Genomic DNA, 15386 nt, shown 5'->3' with positions numbered 1-15386 from the left:
CTCTGGTATTCTCGTCGCCATGAAAAAAACTCTCCCTTTAAGCCTGATCGCAGCCCTCGGTGAAAACCGTGTGATCGGCGTCGACAACAGCATGCCCTGGCATTTGCCGGGGGATTTCAAATATTTCAAGGCCACCACGCTCGGCAAGCCGATCATCATGGGGCGCAAGACCTGGGATTCCCTGGGCCGACCGCTGCCGGGGCGCCTGAACCTGGTGGTTAGCCGTCAGACCGATCTGGCGCTCGAAGGTGCGGAAGTTTTTCCGTCACTGGATGCTGCGGTTGAACGCGCCGAGGCGTGGGCGTTGGAGCAGGGCGTGGATGAGCTGATGCTGATCGGCGGTGCGCAGTTGTATGCGCAGGGGTTGGAGCAGGCGGATCGCCTGTATTTGACGCGGGTGGCGCTGAGCCCGGAAGGGGATGCGTGGTTTCCGCAGTTTGATGCGGGCCAGTGGACGCTGGTGTCGAATGTCGAGAATGCGGCTGAGGGTGATAAGCCAGCGTACAGCTTCGAAGTTTGGGAAAAAGCTTAAGAGCATCGGGAGCAAGCCCCCTCCCACAGTTGACCGAGTGGTTTTGAACAACGCGGTCCAATGTGGGAGGGGGCTTGCCCCCGATTGCGGTCTATCAGGCCTGCGCTAACTCAGCATGCTCATCCGCATTCAACCGTTCTTTATCCGTCTGCCCCATGATCTGGCTGGTAATCGCGCCCGCCGTCATCGAACCATTCACGTTCAGCGCCGTACGGCCCATGTCGATCAGCGGCTCCACGGAAATCAGCAGCGCCACCAGCGATACCGGCAGGCCCATCGCCGGCAGTACGATCAATGCGGCGAAGGTCGCCCCGCCGCCCACGCCCGCCACACCGGCCGAACTCAGGGTCACAATCGCCACCAAGGTCGCGATCCACAGCGGATCCAGCGGGTTGATGCCGACAGTCGGTGCAACCATCACCGCCAACATCGCAGGGTAGAGACCCGCGCAGCCGTTCTGGCCGATGGTCGCGCCAAACGACGCGGCGAAACCGGCGATGGATTGCGGGATGCCCAGGCGACGGGTCTGCGCTTCAATGCTCAGCGGGATCGCCGCCGCGCTGGAGCGGCTGGTGAAGGCAAAGGTCAGCACCGGCCACACCTTGCGGAAGAAGCGCAGCGGGTTGATCCCCGCCAGCGACAGCAGCAGGCCATGCACCACAAACATCAGGCCTAGCGCCAGGTATGACACGACCACAAAACTGCCGAGCTTGATGATGTCTTGCAGGTTGGAGCCAGCGACGACTTTGGTCATGAGTGCCAGCACGCCATAGGGCGTGAGCTTCATGACCAGGCGCACCAAGCGCATCACCCAGGCTTGCAGGGTGTCGATGGCGTTGAGCACTTTCTGGCCTTTTTCCACGTCATCCTTGAGCAGTTGCAGTGCGGCAACACCCAGGAAGGCGGCGAAGATCACCACGCTGATGATCGACGTCGGCTTGGCCCGCGCCAGGTCGGCGAACGGGTTGGCGGGCACGAACGACAGCAGCAATTGCGGGATATTCAGGTCGGCGACCTTACCGGCGTAGTCACTCTGGATCACTTGCAGGCGCGCCATTTCCTGGGTGCCGGCCACCAGGCCTTCGGCGGTGAGGCCGAACAGGTTGGTCAGCGCGATACCGATCAGCGCCGCAATCGCGGTGGTGAACAGCAGCGTGCCGATGGTCAAAAAGCTGATCTTGCCGAGTGATGAGGCGTTGTGCAGACGTGCCACGGCGCTGAGGATCGAGGCGAATACCAGCGGGATCACGATCATTTGCAACAGTTGTACGTAGCCGTTACCGACGAGGTCGAACCAGCCGATGGAGGCTTTGAGCACAGGATTGCCGTCGCCGTAGATCGTGTGCAGAACGGCACCGAACACCACGCCGAGAACCAGCGCAAACAGGACCTTCTTGGCGAGGCTCCAGTTTGTGCGGCGGGTTTGTGCCAGGCCCAGCAAGAGGGCCGCGAACACCAGTAAATTGAGAATCAGGGGAAGATTCATTGAAACTCCGTTGAGAGGGCAGCCAATCGCGCGAGCCTGCGACTGCGAACCGGCAAGCCTAACAGCTTGAAATATATTGATTTAATATCGATATGGAATGGTGGCTGTCGTTTTTGGAATAAGCACCTGACGCTCAGGCGCATGAGGGTGACGGGATCAGGACGCGTACGGTCGTGCTCAACGTGGGAACTGTCACAGGGATTTGTTAGCGTCGGTATCTTTCACTCAGGGAGACACCGCCTATGAAGTTCGCGCCGAAATTACTAGCCGCCGCATTCTGCCTCGGACTCGTCAGCCAGGCGTTCGCCGCCACCGAGTTGAAACACTGGCCGGCGCCTGCCGCCAAGCAGCTCAATGAAATGATCGCCGCCAATGCCAACAAGGGTAACTTCGCGGTGTTCGACATGGACAACACCAGCTACCGCTACGACCTCGAAGAGTCCCTGCTGCCCTACATGGAAAACAAGGGCCTGATCACCCGCGACAGCCTTGATCCGTCGCTCAAGCTTATGCCGTTCAAAGACACCGCCGACCATAAGGAAAGTCTGTTCAGTTACTACTATCGCCTCTGCGAAGTGGACGACATGGTTTGCTACCCGTGGGTCGCCCAGGTGTTCTCGGGCTTCACCCTCAAGGAGCTCAAAGTGCAGGTCGATGAGCTGATGGCCTCCGGCAAGCCCGTGCCGGTCAGTTATTTTGACGGCGACGTGGTGAAGCAGTCCGAAGTGCAACCGCCGAAAGTCTTCACCGGCCAGGCCGAGCTGTACAACAAGCTGATGGAAAACGGCATCGAGGTGTATGTGATGACCGCCGCTTCCGAGGAGCTGGTGCGCATGGTCGCCGCCGATCCGAAGTATGGCTACAACGTCAAACCCGAGAACGTCATCGGCGTGAGCACCTTGCTCAAGGACCGCAAGACCGGTGAGCTGACCACCGCGCGCAAACAGATCACCGCCGGCAAATATGACGAGAAGGCCAACCTCGGCCTGGAACTGACCCCGTACCTGTGGACGCCGGCCACTTGGATGGCGGGCAAGCACGCGGCGATCCTCACCTACATCGACGAATGGAAGAAGCCGGTGATCGTTGGCGGTGACACACCGACCAGCGACGGCTACATGCTGTTCCACGATGTGGACGTGGCCAAGGGCGGCATCCACCTGTGGATCAACCGTAAAGACAAATACATGACCCAACTGAACGGCATGATCGCCAAGCACGCGGCGGCGCAGGCCAAGGAAGGGTTGCCGGTGACGGCGGACAAAAACTGGGTGATCGTCAAACCTGACGAAATTCAGTAAGCCTGAGGTGGCTTTAATCGGGGGCAAGCCCCTCCCACATTTGACCGAGTTCCAACATGAGGATGCAGTCAGTGTGGGAGGGGGCTTGCCCCCGATAGCGATTTGATTGACACCGCAAAGCCTCGGCTAAAATAGATATCAATTGCGAACCAATCTCATCCTCTGCTAGCGTGCGCACTTCCTGAACCCTCCGTTCTTCTCAAGGTAGTGCTGTGCCCTCCTGGAATTCGCAGATCGCGCGCCTGTTCGCGGAGCAGAAGAAAGCCCTCGAAGCCTTCGTCACCCGCCGCACCGGCAGCGCCCAGGTGGCCGCCGACCTGACTCAGGAGTCGTTCCTGCGCCTGGCGCGCCTGGACTCCGGCGAGAAGATCGACAACCTCCCGGCCTTCCTCTTCACCATTGCCAGTAACCTGGTGCGCGATCACCAGCGCCAGGCCATCCGCCGTGAACGCCTGGATGCCGGTGAGCCCAGCGAAGAGTTGCCGTGCGGCAACCCAGGTGCCGACGAACAATTGGCCGCCTACCAACAGGAGCAACTCATGCAGGACGCGATCCTGGCGTTGCCCGAAGCGACTCGGCAGATCTTCCTGCTCTATCATGTCGACGAACTGTCCTACCGCGAAATTGGTGAGCGCCTGTCGATCACCCCGCGCAGTGTGGAATACCAATTGCGTCGCGCCTTGATTGAATGCCGCGCTTACATCAAGACGCGGCTTGCCTGCGAGACACAAGGACGTCGGTCATGACTGCCACACACACTGCCGACGACCTATTCGAAGAAGCATCCGGCTGGTATTTCCGCCTGCAGGCTGAGGATGTAACCCCGGCCGAAATGGACGCCTTTGCCGCGTGGCTCGGGCAGGGCCAGGCCCAGGATGACGCCTGGCAGGAAGTGCAGGCGATGCTCGGCGGCTTGCGTGAACCGGCACGCCTGATCCGCCGCGCCGAACAGGCTGCCTGGCGCAAACCCGCCCGGCGTTGGGCCTGCGCCGCCGCCGTGTTGCTGGCGGTGGGGCTGACCGTGCAGAACACGCCCTGGCTCGACCGCCTGCGCGCGGACTACGCCACTGGCACCGGCGAATCGCGCACGGTCGAACTGGCTGACGGTTCCCACTTGCAGCTCAACACCGACAGCGCCGTTCAGGTCCGCATGAGTGCCGGTGAGCGGCAGATTCGTTTGCTGCGTGGCGAAGGCTTTTTCGACGTCACCAAAGACCCGGCGCGGCCCTTCGTAGTGCAGTCCGGCGATGGCTGGGTGAAGGTGGTCGGCACTCAGTTCAGCGTGGCACGGCGCGATGCGCAGACGCGAGTGCAGGTGGCGCAGGGCAAGGTGCAGGTCAGTTCCGGCGGTGATACGGCGGTTTATTTGGAACCGGGACGGGCGGTGGAGTATCAGGGCCAGCGCCTCGCCGACGTCCACGGTTTCGATCCAGCCAGCGGCTTTGCCTGGCGTCAGCGGCAGTTGGTGTTCCGTCAACAACCGCTGTCCGAAGTGGTCAGCGAGTTGAACCGCTATTGGCCGGGCAAGACCCTGGTGCTGGGCGAGGCGCTGCGTAATCGCGTGGTGTCCGGCGTGTTCGAGATCGACAAGCCCGAGGCCGTGATCAAGGCGCTGGAATACACCCTCAACCTGCGCGCCGAGCACTACACCCCGTATTTACTGGTGTTGCGCGAAGGCAAAGCGTCCTGACAGCAACTTTTTCAAAATATTTTCAGGGTTTCCCCGCAAGCCATCGTCCTTGATCACTGAGGCGTAAATAGTAAGCACTCTCAAGTAGTGCGGCGCCGATCACAGACTTTTTGCACCGGGGAGCACCATCCATGGCACACCAATTCGCCGCACGGCCCTTGCTGGCACTGGCCATTTCCTTGGCCTGCGGCACTGCGCCGCTGTATTTGCAAGCTGCTGAAAGCACCCAGGCCCAGGCCTACCGCTTCGATATTCCAGGGCAGAGCCTGGACGGTGCGCTGGCGGCGTTTTCGGCGGTCACGCGGGTTCAGGTGTTGGTGTCCGGTGAGTTGACACAGGGTGTGATGTCGCCCGGTGTGAGTGGCAATCTGGGTCAGCGCGAGGCGTTGGGCCAGTTGTTGGGCGGCACAGGGTTGAGCGCCGCTTTTATCAATGCCGATACCGTCACCCTGGAAAAACGTGTCGACACAGGCGGCGCCCTCGAAGTCGGCGCCACCACCATCAGCGCCGAACGCCTGGGGGCCACCACCGAAGGCACCGGCTCCTACACCACGGGCGCCGTGACCTTGGGCAAGGGTGAGCAGAAGCTCAAGGACATCCCGCAATCGGTCAGCGTCATGACCCGCAAGCAGATGGATGACCAGAACACCACCAAGCTTTCCGAGGTGGTCAAGCGCACGCCCGGCCTGACGGCGACCAAATCCCCCGGCCCTGGGATGTTCATCTTCTCCCGGGGGTTCGAAGTCGGCACCCTGCAATACGACGGCGTCGGCATTCCGCGTAACACCTACGCGTTGGGCAGCTACCTCACCGAAAACATGGCGATCTACGACCGTGTGGAAACCCTGCGCGGCCCAGCCGCCTTGCTGCAAGGCGCGAACAGCCCCGGCGGCACCATGAACCTGGTGCGCAAGCGCGGGCAACAGGCACCGACCGTGACCATCACCGCCAAGGCCGGCTCGTGGGACCATTACGGTACCCAAGTCGATGCCGGCGGCCCGCTCAATACCGAAGGCACATTGCGCGGCCGGTTTGTGGCGGATTACGACACCACCGACTCCTTCGTCGATTACGCTGGCGGCTGGAATCAGACGGTCTATGCAGCGGTGGACTACGACTTCACGCCAGACACCACCGTCGGCGTGGGCATCAGCAACCAGAAGGGGCATTCGCGCCCCAACTTCATGTCGCTGCCGCGTTACGCCAACGGCAGTGACATCGGCTTGTCGCGATCGACCTTCGTCGGCGCCAGCTGGAACCGCAACGTCAATAACCAGACCCAGGTGTTTGCCGATATCGAGCATCGCTTCAACGATGACTGGAAAGTGAAGGCCGCCCTGGTGGCGATGGACGAACACAATGACGCGACCTACCAGGCGACGTGGGACACCATCCCCAACCCCGGCGACACCGGCACCGTGCGTTATGTCGATTGGGTCACTGACTTCAACACCAAGAGCCGTGGTGTCGATGTGTATGTCGACGGCAAGTTCGAAGGCCTGGGTTTCCAGCAGGAAATGATTCTGGGCGCCAACTATTCCAAACTCACCACGGATGATTTCTGGGCGCGCGCGGCGACGCCGGGTGCAGATATTTTCAACATCGACCACAACCGGCCGCAGCGCGACAGGAATCAGTTGTTCCAGGCGGGGAATGCGACGAAGAGCTGGTATGACATTCGCCAGAAGGGCATTTATGGCACCTGGCGTGTCAAGGTCGCGGACCCGCTGACGTTGATCCTCGGTGCGCGCACCAGTTGGTATGACTATTCCTACAGGGACGAGAGCGGGTTCCAGGGTGTGTACGGCGACCCAACCCGGAGCACCACGCACAGCAATGGTCACGTCACGCCCTACGCCGGCCTGGTCTATGCACTCAACGAGCAATGGTCGGCCTACGCCAGCTATACCGATGCCTTTGAGCCACAAACCAACCTGACCACCTCATTGACCGTGCTCAAGCCTATTGAAGGCCAGAATTACGAGCTGGGCCTGAAGGGCGAACTGGCGGACGGTCGGCTCAATACCTCGTTCGCTCTCTTCCGCTATGACCAGGAAAACCGCGCGGCTCAAGACCTGCAAGGCGGTAAAGTCTGCGGCGGCTGGTACTGCTCGCTCGCCTCCGGCAAGGTCCGTAGCCAAGGCTTCGAGGCCACCTTGAGCGGTGAAGTGCTGCCGGGCCTGCAACTGGTCTCCAGCTACACCTACAACACCACCAAATTCCTCAAGGACGACACCTACGAAGGCAAGATCTTCAGCACCTGGACGCCCAAGCACCTGCTCAAGGTCTGGGGGGACTACCAGTTGCCGGGCGACTGGAACAACGTCAGCGTCGGTGCCGGCGTGACCGCACAAAGCAGCACCGTCGCCTATGACCGCACGTTCAGCGTGCCCGGCAATGCGCTGTGGGATTCGCGGGTGGCCTACAAGATCAACCAGGAGTTCACCGTTGCGGCGAACCTGAACAATATGTTCGACAAGAAGTATTACATCCCGGCGTACAACGCGAATTGGGGCAGTAACTACTATGGCGACCCGCGCAATGTGATGTTTACCATGACCTACACCCCACAGTTTTAAAGAGCGCCCACATTTGATCTCCATTGTTTTGGAGCGTTGTTTCAGGCAAAAAAATGCCCCGCACCTGGCGGGGCATTTTTATGGGCGAAGCTTACAGACCGTCGAGCATCGCTTTGTTACGCACCGCACCCTTGTCGGCACTGGTAGCCAGCAAGGCATAGGCCTTCAGCGCGGTGGTCACTTTACGTGGACGCTTCTCCACCGGCTTCCAGCCTTTCTTGTCCTGCTCGACCCGGCGTGCAGCCAGTTCTTCGTCGCTGATCAACAAGTTGATCGAGCGGTTCGGAATGTCGATCAGCACCTTGTCGCCATCCTGCACCAGGCCAATCGCGCCACCGGCAGCGGCTTCCGGCGAAGCGTGGCCGATGGACAGGCCTGAGGTGCCGCCGGAGAAACGGCCGTCGGTCAGCAAGGCGCAGGCTTTGCCCAGGCCCTTGGACTTCAGGTACGACGTCGGGTAGAGCATCTCCTGCATACCCGGGCCGCCTTTCGGGCCTTCGTAGCGGATGATCACGATGTCGCCTTCTTTCACTTCGTCAGCGAGGATGCCGCGTACCGAGCTGTCCTGGCTTTCATAGATCTTGGCGCGGCCTTCGAAGACGTGGATGGATTCATCCACGCCGGCGGTTTTCACCACGCAGCCATCCAGGGCGATGTTGCCGTACAGCACGGCCAGGCCGCCTTCTTGCGAGTAGGCGTGCTCGACACTGCGGATGCAGCCGTTTTCACGGTCGTCGTCCAGGGTGTCCCAACGGGTCGACTGGCTGAACGCGGTTTGCGTCGGGATGCCCGCCGGGCCAGCCTTGAAGAAGGTGTGCACGGCTTCATCGTCAGTCTGGGTGATGTCCCACTTGGCGATGCCTTCGGCGATGGACTTGCTGTGCACGGTCGGCAGGTCGGTGTGCAGCAGGCCGCCACGGGCCAGCGAGCCGAGGATCGAGAAGATCCCGCCGGCGCGGTGCACGTCTTCCATGTGGTACTTCTGGATGTTCGGCGCGACTTTGCACAGTTGTGGCACGTGACGGGACAGACGGTCGATGTCGCGCAGGTCGAAATCGATCTCGGCTTCCTGGGCGGCGGCCAGCAAGTGCAGGATGGTGTTGGTGGAACCGCCCATGGCGATGTCCAGGGTCATGGCGTTTTCGAACGCCTTGAAGTTGGCGATATTGCGCGGCAACACCGACTCATCGTTCTCGCCGTAGTAACGCTTGCACAGCTCGACGATGGTACGGCCGGCCTGCAGAAACAGCTGCTCGCGGTCACTGTGGGTGGCCAGGGTGGAACCGTTGCCCGGCAACGCCAGGCCCAGGGCTTCCACCAGGCAGTTCATCGAGTTGGCGGTGAACATGCCGGAGCACGAGCCGCAGGTCGGGCAGGCGCTGCGCTCGTATTCCGCGACCTTCTCGTCAGAAGCGCTGGAATCGGCGGCGATGACCATGGCGTCGACCAGGTCGAGGCCGTGGGAGGCGAGCTTGGTCTTGCCGGCTTCCATCGGGCCGCCGGAGACGAAGATCACCGGGATGTTCAGGCGCAGGGCGGCCATCAGCATGCCAGGGGTGATCTTGTCGCAGTTGGAGATGCATACGATGGCGTCGGCGCAGTGGGCGTTGACCATGTACTCCACGGAGTCGGCGATGATCTCGCGGCTCGGCAGGGAATACAGCATGCCGTCATGGCCCATGGCGATGCCGTCGTCCACGGCAATGGTGTTGAATTCTTTTGCTACGCCGCCAGCACGTTCGATCTCACGGGCGACCAGTTGGCCCAGGTCCTTGAGGTGGACGTGGCCTGGTACGAATTGGGTGAACGAGTTGGCAATCGCGATGATCGGCTTCTTGAAGTCGTCATCTTTCATCCCCGTGGCACGCCACAGTGCGCGCGCGCCGGCCATGTTGCGGCCATGGGTGGATGTTTTCGAGCGGTAATCTGGCATGGAGCACTCCGGGCGGCTAATCAAGTAACTACTATCAGGTACTACTGGGGAGTGAGCTTCTAATTGACGACTGGAACACCCGAAAATAGCCGTGTGTCCGGAAGTTGCCACTCGCGTCGCGGGATCGCCGCTTGCTTGGGCCTCGAGCTCATAAACCCGCCGGGGGATGACTGGCGATGAATAGGCCGATTCTACACCGCTGGAGGCTGGAGGGAATGGCCGAAACCGTGAAGATAACGGCTACGGGACGTGCGGGTGGCGCCGTGCCCATGCGTTCAGGACCAGGGCGGCGATGCTCAGGATCAGAAAGCACAGACCCAGCGCGGTGCTCAGGTGGTGCGTAAAGGTGCTGATGAATGCACTGATAAGGCCACCGGCAATGAATAATACCGCTGCAACGGCTGAAGCCGCCGTACCTGCGTTGTCTGGAAACAAGCTCATGGCCTTGGAGTTGGAAATGGGCCGGGTGATTGTGGTGCCAGCAGTGCAGAGCAGCATGGGCACCAGCACGGTCAGTGTTGATAGGCCGAAATGATAGGCCAGGGACAGCATGACCACGCCCGAGATCGCGATCAGTACCAGCCCGATGGCCATCTGGGTCGCAGCCGGTAGCCGTTTATGCAGGAAGCCTGCACAAATTCCGCCCAATACGTAAGCGGCGCCGTAGAGAAGCAAGGTCAAGGAGTATTCGTGGGGCGACAGCTGTAGCTGGTCCATGAAAATCAGCGGCGAAACCACGATGAACGAGAAATGGCAGGCGAAAGTAATCGCCGAGATCGTGGCATAGCTGGCGAAGTGGCGGTTGGCGAAGACCTTGGCGTAGGCCTTGAACATGCTCTGCTGGCTCGCTGACGCTTGAGGCAGGCCGCCATGGAGTAGCCGGTGAGCCATGATCAAGGTTGCGGCACAAAGCGCTATAAACACATAGAAGCTTGCTTGCCATCCCCAGTGCAGTTGCAGCCACGCGCCCAGCAGCGGGGAAATCGAAATGAAGATTCCTCCGGCCGTGACCATTGCGATCCGCAACCGCTCTTGTTCTCTGCCGAAGAACAGGTCCTGTACCAGCGCTTGGGACAGTATGAAGCCGCCGCAGCCCATGGCCTGGATGACACGGAAAAACAGGAATTGGGGCGTGTTGCTGGCCGCCAAGCACCCGGCCGCGCCAATGATTGCAACGACCATGCTGGCCAGTAGCAGTTTTTTGCGGCCGATCCTGTCGGACAGCGGGCCGATCAACAGCATGGAGCAGGAAAACCCAATAGCGAATAGGCTGACTGAGCGGGCGATCTGGGTGGTCGAGGTGGAGAAGTGTTCCGCCAAGGCGGGAAAGGACGGCAGCACGACGTCAAGCGGGAAGACGCCCAGCAAGGTCATGGTCATCAGCCAGAAAATAATGAAGGGTTTTTCAGCGTGTGTGATTGCCGCCGACATGCGCGAGCCTCGATTCCGTGAGGGGGTCGAGGATCGAGCCTGAGCAGAGGAAAGTCAAAACCTGGTGCGGTGCGAAACTTCCTGAAAGCTCGTAGGAGCCCGGAGGCTCCTACAGGCCAACGGCATCAGCTATTCGGCAACAACCGGCACGTAATGCTCTTGATATACCGCGTCTCGACAATCGCCGGGTGCACCGGATGGTCCGGGCCCTGGCCGCCGCGTTCCAGCATCTGGATATTGCGGTCCAGGTGTCGGGCGCTGGTCAGCAGGATGTTCTGCAGGTCGTCTTCCGGCAGGTGCATGGAGCACGAGGCGCTGACCAGGATGCCGTCTTTGCTGAGCAGGCGCATGGCTTGCTCGTTCAGGCGGCGGTAGGCGCCTTCGCCGTTCTTCATGTCTTTCTTGCGTTTGATGAAGGCCGGCGGGTCGGCGACGATTACGTCGAAACGCTCTTCGCTGGCTTTCAGTTCCTTGAGGGCTTCAAACACGTCGCCTTCGATGCAGGTCATTTTCTCGGCAACGCCGTTCAGTGCGGCATTGCGCTCCACGCCGTCGAGGGCGAAGGCCGACGCGTCGACGCAGAACACTTCACTGGCGCCGAAGGCCGCAGCTTGCACGCCCCAGCCGCCGATGTAGCTGTAGAGGTCCAGCACGCGTTTGCCTTTGGCATACGGGGCCAGGCGGGCGCGGTTCATGCGGTGGTCGTAGAACCAGCCGGTTTTCTGGCCCTGGATCACCGGGGCTTCGAATTTCACGCCGTTTTCTTCCAGCGTCACCCACTCCGGCACCAGGCCGAACACGGTTTCGACGTAGCGGTTGAGGCCTTCGGCGTCGCGCGCGGCGGAGTCGTTCTTGAACAGGATGCCGCTCGGCTTGAGCACTTGGGTCAGGGCGGCGATCACGTCTTCTTTATGAGCTTCCATGGTCGCCGAGGCGATCTGTACCACGAGGATGTCGCCGAAACGGTCGACTACCAGGCCTGGCAGCAGGTCGGAATCGCCGTAGACCAGGCGGTAGAACGGCTTGTCGAACAGGCGGTCACGCAGGGACAGCGCGACGTTGAGGCGGTGCACGAGCAGCGACTTGTCCAGCGGCAACTTGATGTCGCGCGACAGCAGGCGGGCGCAGATCAGGTTGTTCGGGCTCATGGCCACGATGCCCAGGGTCTTGCCGCCGGCCGCTTCGAGGATGGCCTGGTCGCCCGCCTGGAAGCCGTGAAGTGGGGTGGCGGCCACGTCGATTTCGTTGCTGTAGACCCACAGGTGGCCGTTGCGCAAACGACGATCGGCGTTGGCTTTGAGACGCAGGCTTGGCAGGGACATGACGTCGCTCCGGAAAAAAGAGCGGGAGTATACCTTTTTGTATAGGGCTCGGTGGCGCCGCCGGACATGTGGGCGCTGGCTTGCCTGCGATAGCCTCACCTCGGTTTGACTGTTACACCGAGGCGCCTGCATCGCAGGCAAGCCAGCTCCCACATTTGATCCGGTTTCAATTCGGGTTTTGAGGTGTCAGTCAGCTTTGCTTAGGGGTTAGAATCCCTGCCTAGCCCAGAGTGTGTACTTATGTCCCAAGAGCTTTCCGCCGAACAGATCCAACAGGCCCTGCAAGGCATCAGCGTGCCGCCCCAGCCGCAAATCATGGTGGATTTGCAAATGGAGCAATACATGCCCGATCCGGACCTGGAAGTGATCGCGCGGTTGATCTCCCAGGACCCCGGCCTGTCCGGCGCGCTGCTGAAGATCGTCAACTCGTCGTACTACGGACTGAGCAACAAGATTGCCTCGATCCAGCGAGCGGTGAATTTGCTGGGCAGCCGGTCGATCATCAACCTGATCAACGCCCTGTCGATCAAAGGCGAGATGAGCGACGACACCATCGTCACGCTCAACCGTTTTTGGGACACCGCCCAGGATGTGGCCATGACTTGCCTCACCTTGGCCAAGCGCACCGGCGCCCAGGCGGTGGATGAGGCCTACGCGCTGGGGCTGTTCCACGACTGTGGCGTGCCGCTGATGCTCAAGCGCTTTCCCAGCTATATGTCGGTGCTGGAACAGGCGTATGCGAATGCCGGCCCCGACTGCCGCGTGGTCGACACCGAGAACAACGCGTTCAACACCAACCATGCCGTGGTGGGTTACTACACCGCCAAGTCCTGGCGCCTGCCGGAGCATGTGACCGACGCGATCGCCAACCACCACAACGCCCTGGCGATTTTCAGCGACGAGTCTTCGCGCAATCCGCAGCTTAAAAACCTGCTGGCGATCCTGAAAATGGCCGAGCACATTTGCTCGTCCTACCGCGTACTAGGCAACCAGGCGGTCGACCATGAGTGGAATGCCATTAGCCACCTGGTGCTGGACTACGTGGGCCTGTCGGACTACGACTTCGAGAGCTTGAAATTGTCGATTCGCGAGCTCGGCGCCCACTGATCCTTCTTGCAAGAGGTACACATGCCCGAGTTACCAGAAGTCGAAACCACCCGGCGCGGGATTGCCCCGCACTTGGAAGGCCAGCGGGTCAGCCGCGTGGTGGTGCGTGAGCGGCGCTTGCGTTGGCCGATCCCGGAAGACCTCGATGTGCGCCTGTCCGGCCAGCGCATCGTGTTGGTGGAGCGGCGCGCCAAGTACCTGTTGATCAATGCCGAAGTGGGCACCTTGATCAGCCATTTGGGCATGTCGGGTAACCTGCGCCTGGTGGAGGTCGGCCTGCCGGCGGCTAAGCATGAACATGTGGATATCGAACTCGAATCGGGCATGGCCCTGCGCTATACCGACCCGCGTCGCTTTGGCGCGATGCTCTGGAGCCAGGACCCGCACAATCACGAACTGCTGCTTCGCCTGGGGCCGGAGCCGCTGACCGAGCTGTTTGACGGTGAGCGTTTGTTCCAGCTGTCGCGTGGCAAGTCGATGGCGGTGAAGCCGTTCATCATGGACAACGCTGTGGTGGTGGGCGTGGGTAATATCTATGCGACTGAAGCGCTGTTCGCGGCGGGGATTGACCCGCGTCGGGCCGCAGGCGGTATTTCACGTGGGCGCTATTTGAAGCTGGCGATCGAGATCAAGCGTGTGCTGGCGGCTGCCATCGAACGCGGTGGCACCACGTTGCGAGACTTTATCGGCGGCGACGGGCAACCGGGGTATTTCCAGCAGGAACTGTTCGTCTACGGCCGGGGAGGGGAGGCGTGCAAGGTCTGCGGGACCGAGTTGCGCAACGTGGTGCTGGGGCAGCGGGCGAGTGTGTTTTGCCCTAGGTGCCAGCGCTGATTCTATGTGATGGCTGATATTGCCATCGGGAGCAAGCCCCCTCCCACATTTGAATTGCGAACATTTGCCCCCGACGAGGCCATGACAGGCGCTAAACAGCGTCAGGCCTTACCGGTAATCTTCCGGTACTTCTCCATCAGCTGCTCTTCCGTCTCCGGATGAGCTTCATCCAGCGGAATGCAATCCACTGGGCAAACCTGCTGGCACTGCGGCTCGTCATAGTGACCGACACACTGGGTGCACAGGTTGGGGTCGATCACGTAGATCTCTTCGCCTTGGGAAATCGCGGCGTTCGGGCACTCGGGTTCGCAGACGTCGCAGTTGATGCAATCGTCGGTGATGATCAAGGACATGGAAACTCCTGCCAGGGCTGTCAGCCAAGGCATCTGAAAACTAATGCGCGCAATTGTGCCGCATTGGCGCCCGCAGTGCGAGCCTGAGGTAGGTGCTTGTCTGTAGTGAGCGGGCTTGCCCCGCGCTGGGGCGCGAAGCGGCCCTAAACCCTGACGGCAAGGTGTAACCGACAGTGCAAGGTGTGTTCAGAGGGGCTGCTGCGCAGCCCAGCGCGGGGCAAGCCCGCTCACCACAGCAAGCCCGATGGCTACAACTGGACCGCTCATCAGAATTATTTCTTGAAGCGCAGCGTCAGCGCATCGGCCACGGCCGGATGCACGAACTTGGTGATATCTCCGCCCAAAGCGGCGATTTCACGGACTAACGTCGAGGAAATGAACGAGTAACGCTCCGACGGGGTGAGGAACAGGCTTTCAACGTCCGGCGCCAGTTGGCGGTTCATGTTGGCCAGCTGGAATTCGTATTCGAAGTCCGACACCGCGCGCAGGCCGCGCAGGAACACGTTGGCGTTCTGCTCTTTGGCGAAATGCGCCAGCAGCGTGGAAAAACCCACCACTTCCACGTTGGGCAGGTGTTTGGTGACCTCACGCGCCAGCTCCACGCGCTGTTCCAGGGGAAACAGCGGGTTTTTCTTGGGGCTGGCCGCGACCGCGATGATCACATGGTCGAACAAGCGTGAGGCACGTTCGACCAGATCGCCATGGCCTTTGGTAATCGGGTCGAAGGTACCTGGGTACAACACTCGGTTCATCGCGTCGTCCTGGCGGAGTCCGTTGGGGAATCGGATGGTATCGCAGCCATCCCGGTCGGCCAAGTC

The 15386-nt window shown here is 60.9% G+C and carries 13 protein-coding genes; 7 read left to right on the top strand and 6 right to left on the bottom strand.

Annotation, left to right across the window (positions count from 1 at the left end; all coding sequences use genetic code 11):
- The first annotated feature begins 19 nt into the window (after window positions 1-19).
- Window positions 20-532 (top strand): dihydrofolate reductase, encoded by a 513-nt coding sequence (locus AO064_RS19420; RefSeq protein ID WP_043206339.1) that lies wholly within the window; start codon window positions 20-22, stop codon window positions 530-532.
- 94 nt (window positions 533-626) lie between these two features.
- Here AO064_RS19420 and AO064_RS19415 read toward each other — a convergent pair whose 3' ends face one another.
- A complete protein-coding gene (locus AO064_RS19415) occupies window positions 627-2018 on the bottom strand; it encodes an L-cystine transporter (RefSeq protein WP_015886376.1) in 1392 nt (463 codons plus the stop codon).
- Window positions 2019-2260: 242 nt separating this feature from the next.
- Here AO064_RS19415 and AO064_RS19410 point away from each other — a divergent pair, with 242 nt between their 5' ends.
- The 4 genes from AO064_RS19410 (at window position 2261) to AO064_RS19395 (ending at window position 7588) form a co-directional block, all read left to right on the top strand.
- Window positions 2261-3319, top strand: coding sequence for an HAD family hydrolase (locus AO064_RS19410; protein WP_064054339.1), 1059 nt, complete (start codon window positions 2261-2263; stop codon window positions 3317-3319).
- Between the two features lie 212 nt (window positions 3320-3531).
- Window positions 3532-4065: an RNA polymerase sigma factor gene (locus AO064_RS19405; protein ID WP_015886374.1), complete on the top strand. Its 534-nt coding sequence runs from the start codon at window positions 3532-3534 to the stop codon at window positions 4063-4065.
- Window positions 4062-5009, top strand: coding sequence for a FecR family protein (locus AO064_RS19400; protein WP_064054338.1), 948 nt, complete (start codon window positions 4062-4064; stop codon window positions 5007-5009). Before AO064_RS19405 ends, AO064_RS19400 begins: the two co-directional genes overlap by 4 nt.
- Before the next feature lie 131 nt (window positions 5010-5140).
- Window positions 5141-7588 (top strand): TonB-dependent siderophore receptor, encoded by a 2448-nt coding sequence (locus AO064_RS19395; RefSeq protein ID WP_064054337.1) that lies wholly within the window; start codon window positions 5141-5143, stop codon window positions 7586-7588.
- 91 nt (window positions 7589-7679) lie between these two features.
- On the opposite strand, the gene ilvD is transcribed toward AO064_RS19395, so the two are convergent.
- From ilvD to AO064_RS19380, 3 genes are all read right to left on the bottom strand, one after another.
- A complete protein-coding gene (gene ilvD, locus AO064_RS19390; protein ID WP_003195159.1) occupies window positions 7680-9521 on the bottom strand; it encodes a dihydroxy-acid dehydratase in 1842 nt (613 codons plus the stop codon).
- A gap of 240 nt (window positions 9522-9761) precedes the next feature.
- The gene (locus AO064_RS19385; protein ID WP_064054336.1) at window positions 9762-10952 is read right to left on the bottom strand and encodes an MFS transporter; all 1191 of its coding nucleotides are present in this window, start codon (window positions 10950-10952) and stop codon (window positions 9762-9764) included.
- A gap of 125 nt (window positions 10953-11077) precedes the next feature.
- A complete protein-coding gene (locus tag AO064_RS19380) occupies window positions 11078-12274 on the bottom strand; it encodes a class I SAM-dependent rRNA methyltransferase (RefSeq protein WP_064054335.1) in 1197 nt (398 codons plus the stop codon).
- 294 nt (window positions 12275-12568) lie between these two features.
- On the opposite strand from AO064_RS19380, the gene AO064_RS19375 reads away from it, so the two are divergent.
- On the top strand, window positions 12569-13381 hold the full coding sequence (locus AO064_RS19375) for an HDOD domain-containing protein (RefSeq protein WP_173390415.1): 813 nt from the start codon (window positions 12569-12571) through the stop codon (window positions 13379-13381).
- 21 nt (window positions 13382-13402) lie between these two features.
- Complete coding sequence (gene mutM / locus AO064_RS19370; RefSeq protein ID WP_064054334.1) at window positions 13403-14215, top strand: bifunctional DNA-formamidopyrimidine glycosylase/DNA-(apurinic or apyrimidinic site) lyase; 813 nt, start codon at window positions 13403-13405, stop codon at window positions 14213-14215.
- Window positions 14216-14316: 101 nt separating this feature from the next.
- On the opposite strand, the gene AO064_RS19365 is transcribed toward mutM, so the two are convergent.
- Window positions 14317-14568: a YfhL family 4Fe-4S dicluster ferredoxin gene (locus AO064_RS19365; RefSeq protein WP_003195146.1), complete on the bottom strand. Its 252-nt coding sequence runs from the start codon at window positions 14566-14568 to the stop codon at window positions 14317-14319.
- 272 nt (window positions 14569-14840) lie between these two features.
- Complete coding sequence (gene coaD, locus AO064_RS19360) at window positions 14841-15320, bottom strand: pantetheine-phosphate adenylyltransferase (RefSeq protein ID WP_003176711.1); 480 nt, start codon at window positions 15318-15320, stop codon at window positions 14841-14843.
- Window positions 15321-15386: the final 66 nt, after the last annotated feature.

This window comes from Pseudomonas marginalis, assembly GCF_001645105.1.
Taxonomy (GTDB): Bacteria; Pseudomonadota; Gammaproteobacteria; order Pseudomonadales; family Pseudomonadaceae; genus Aquipseudomonas; species Aquipseudomonas petroselini.
This window is presented reverse-complemented; position numbering and strand designations above follow the sequence as displayed.

Bases quoted from the DNA above. Each gene is read 5' to 3' on its own strand.
- AO064_RS19420 (WP_043206339.1), top strand. From the start codon at position 20: ATGAAAAAAACTCTCCCTTTAAGCCTGATCGCAGCCCTCGGTGAAAAC.
- AO064_RS19415 (WP_015886376.1), bottom strand. From the start codon at position 2,018: ATGAATCTTCCCCTGATTCTCAATTTACTGGTGTTCGCGGCCCTCTTG.
- AO064_RS19410 (WP_064054339.1), top strand. From the start codon at position 2,261: ATGAAGTTCGCGCCGAAATTACTAGCCGCCGCATTCTGCCTCGGACTC.
- AO064_RS19400 (WP_064054338.1), top strand. From the start codon at position 4,062: ATGACTGCCACACACACTGCCGACGACCTATTCGAAGAAGCATCCGGC.
- AO064_RS19395 (WP_064054337.1), top strand. From the start codon at position 5,141: ATGGCACACCAATTCGCCGCACGGCCCTTGCTGGCACTGGCCATTTCC.
- ilvD (WP_003195159.1), bottom strand. From the start codon at position 9,521: ATGCCAGATTACCGCTCGAAAACATCCACCCATGGCCGCAACATGGCC.
- AO064_RS19385 (WP_064054336.1), bottom strand. From the start codon at position 10,952: ATGTCGGCGGCAATCACACACGCTGAAAAACCCTTCATTATTTTCTGG.
- AO064_RS19380 (WP_064054335.1), bottom strand. From the start codon at position 12,274: ATGTCCCTGCCAAGCCTGCGTCTCAAAGCCAACGCCGATCGTCGTTTG.
- mutM (WP_064054334.1), top strand. From the start codon at position 13,403: ATGCCCGAGTTACCAGAAGTCGAAACCACCCGGCGCGGGATTGCCCCG.
- AO064_RS19365 (WP_003195146.1), bottom strand. From the start codon at position 14,568: ATGTCCTTGATCATCACCGACGATTGCATCAACTGCGACGTCTGCGAA.
- coaD (WP_003176711.1), bottom strand. From the start codon at position 15,320: ATGAACCGAGTGTTGTACCCAGGTACCTTCGACCCGATTACCAAAGGC.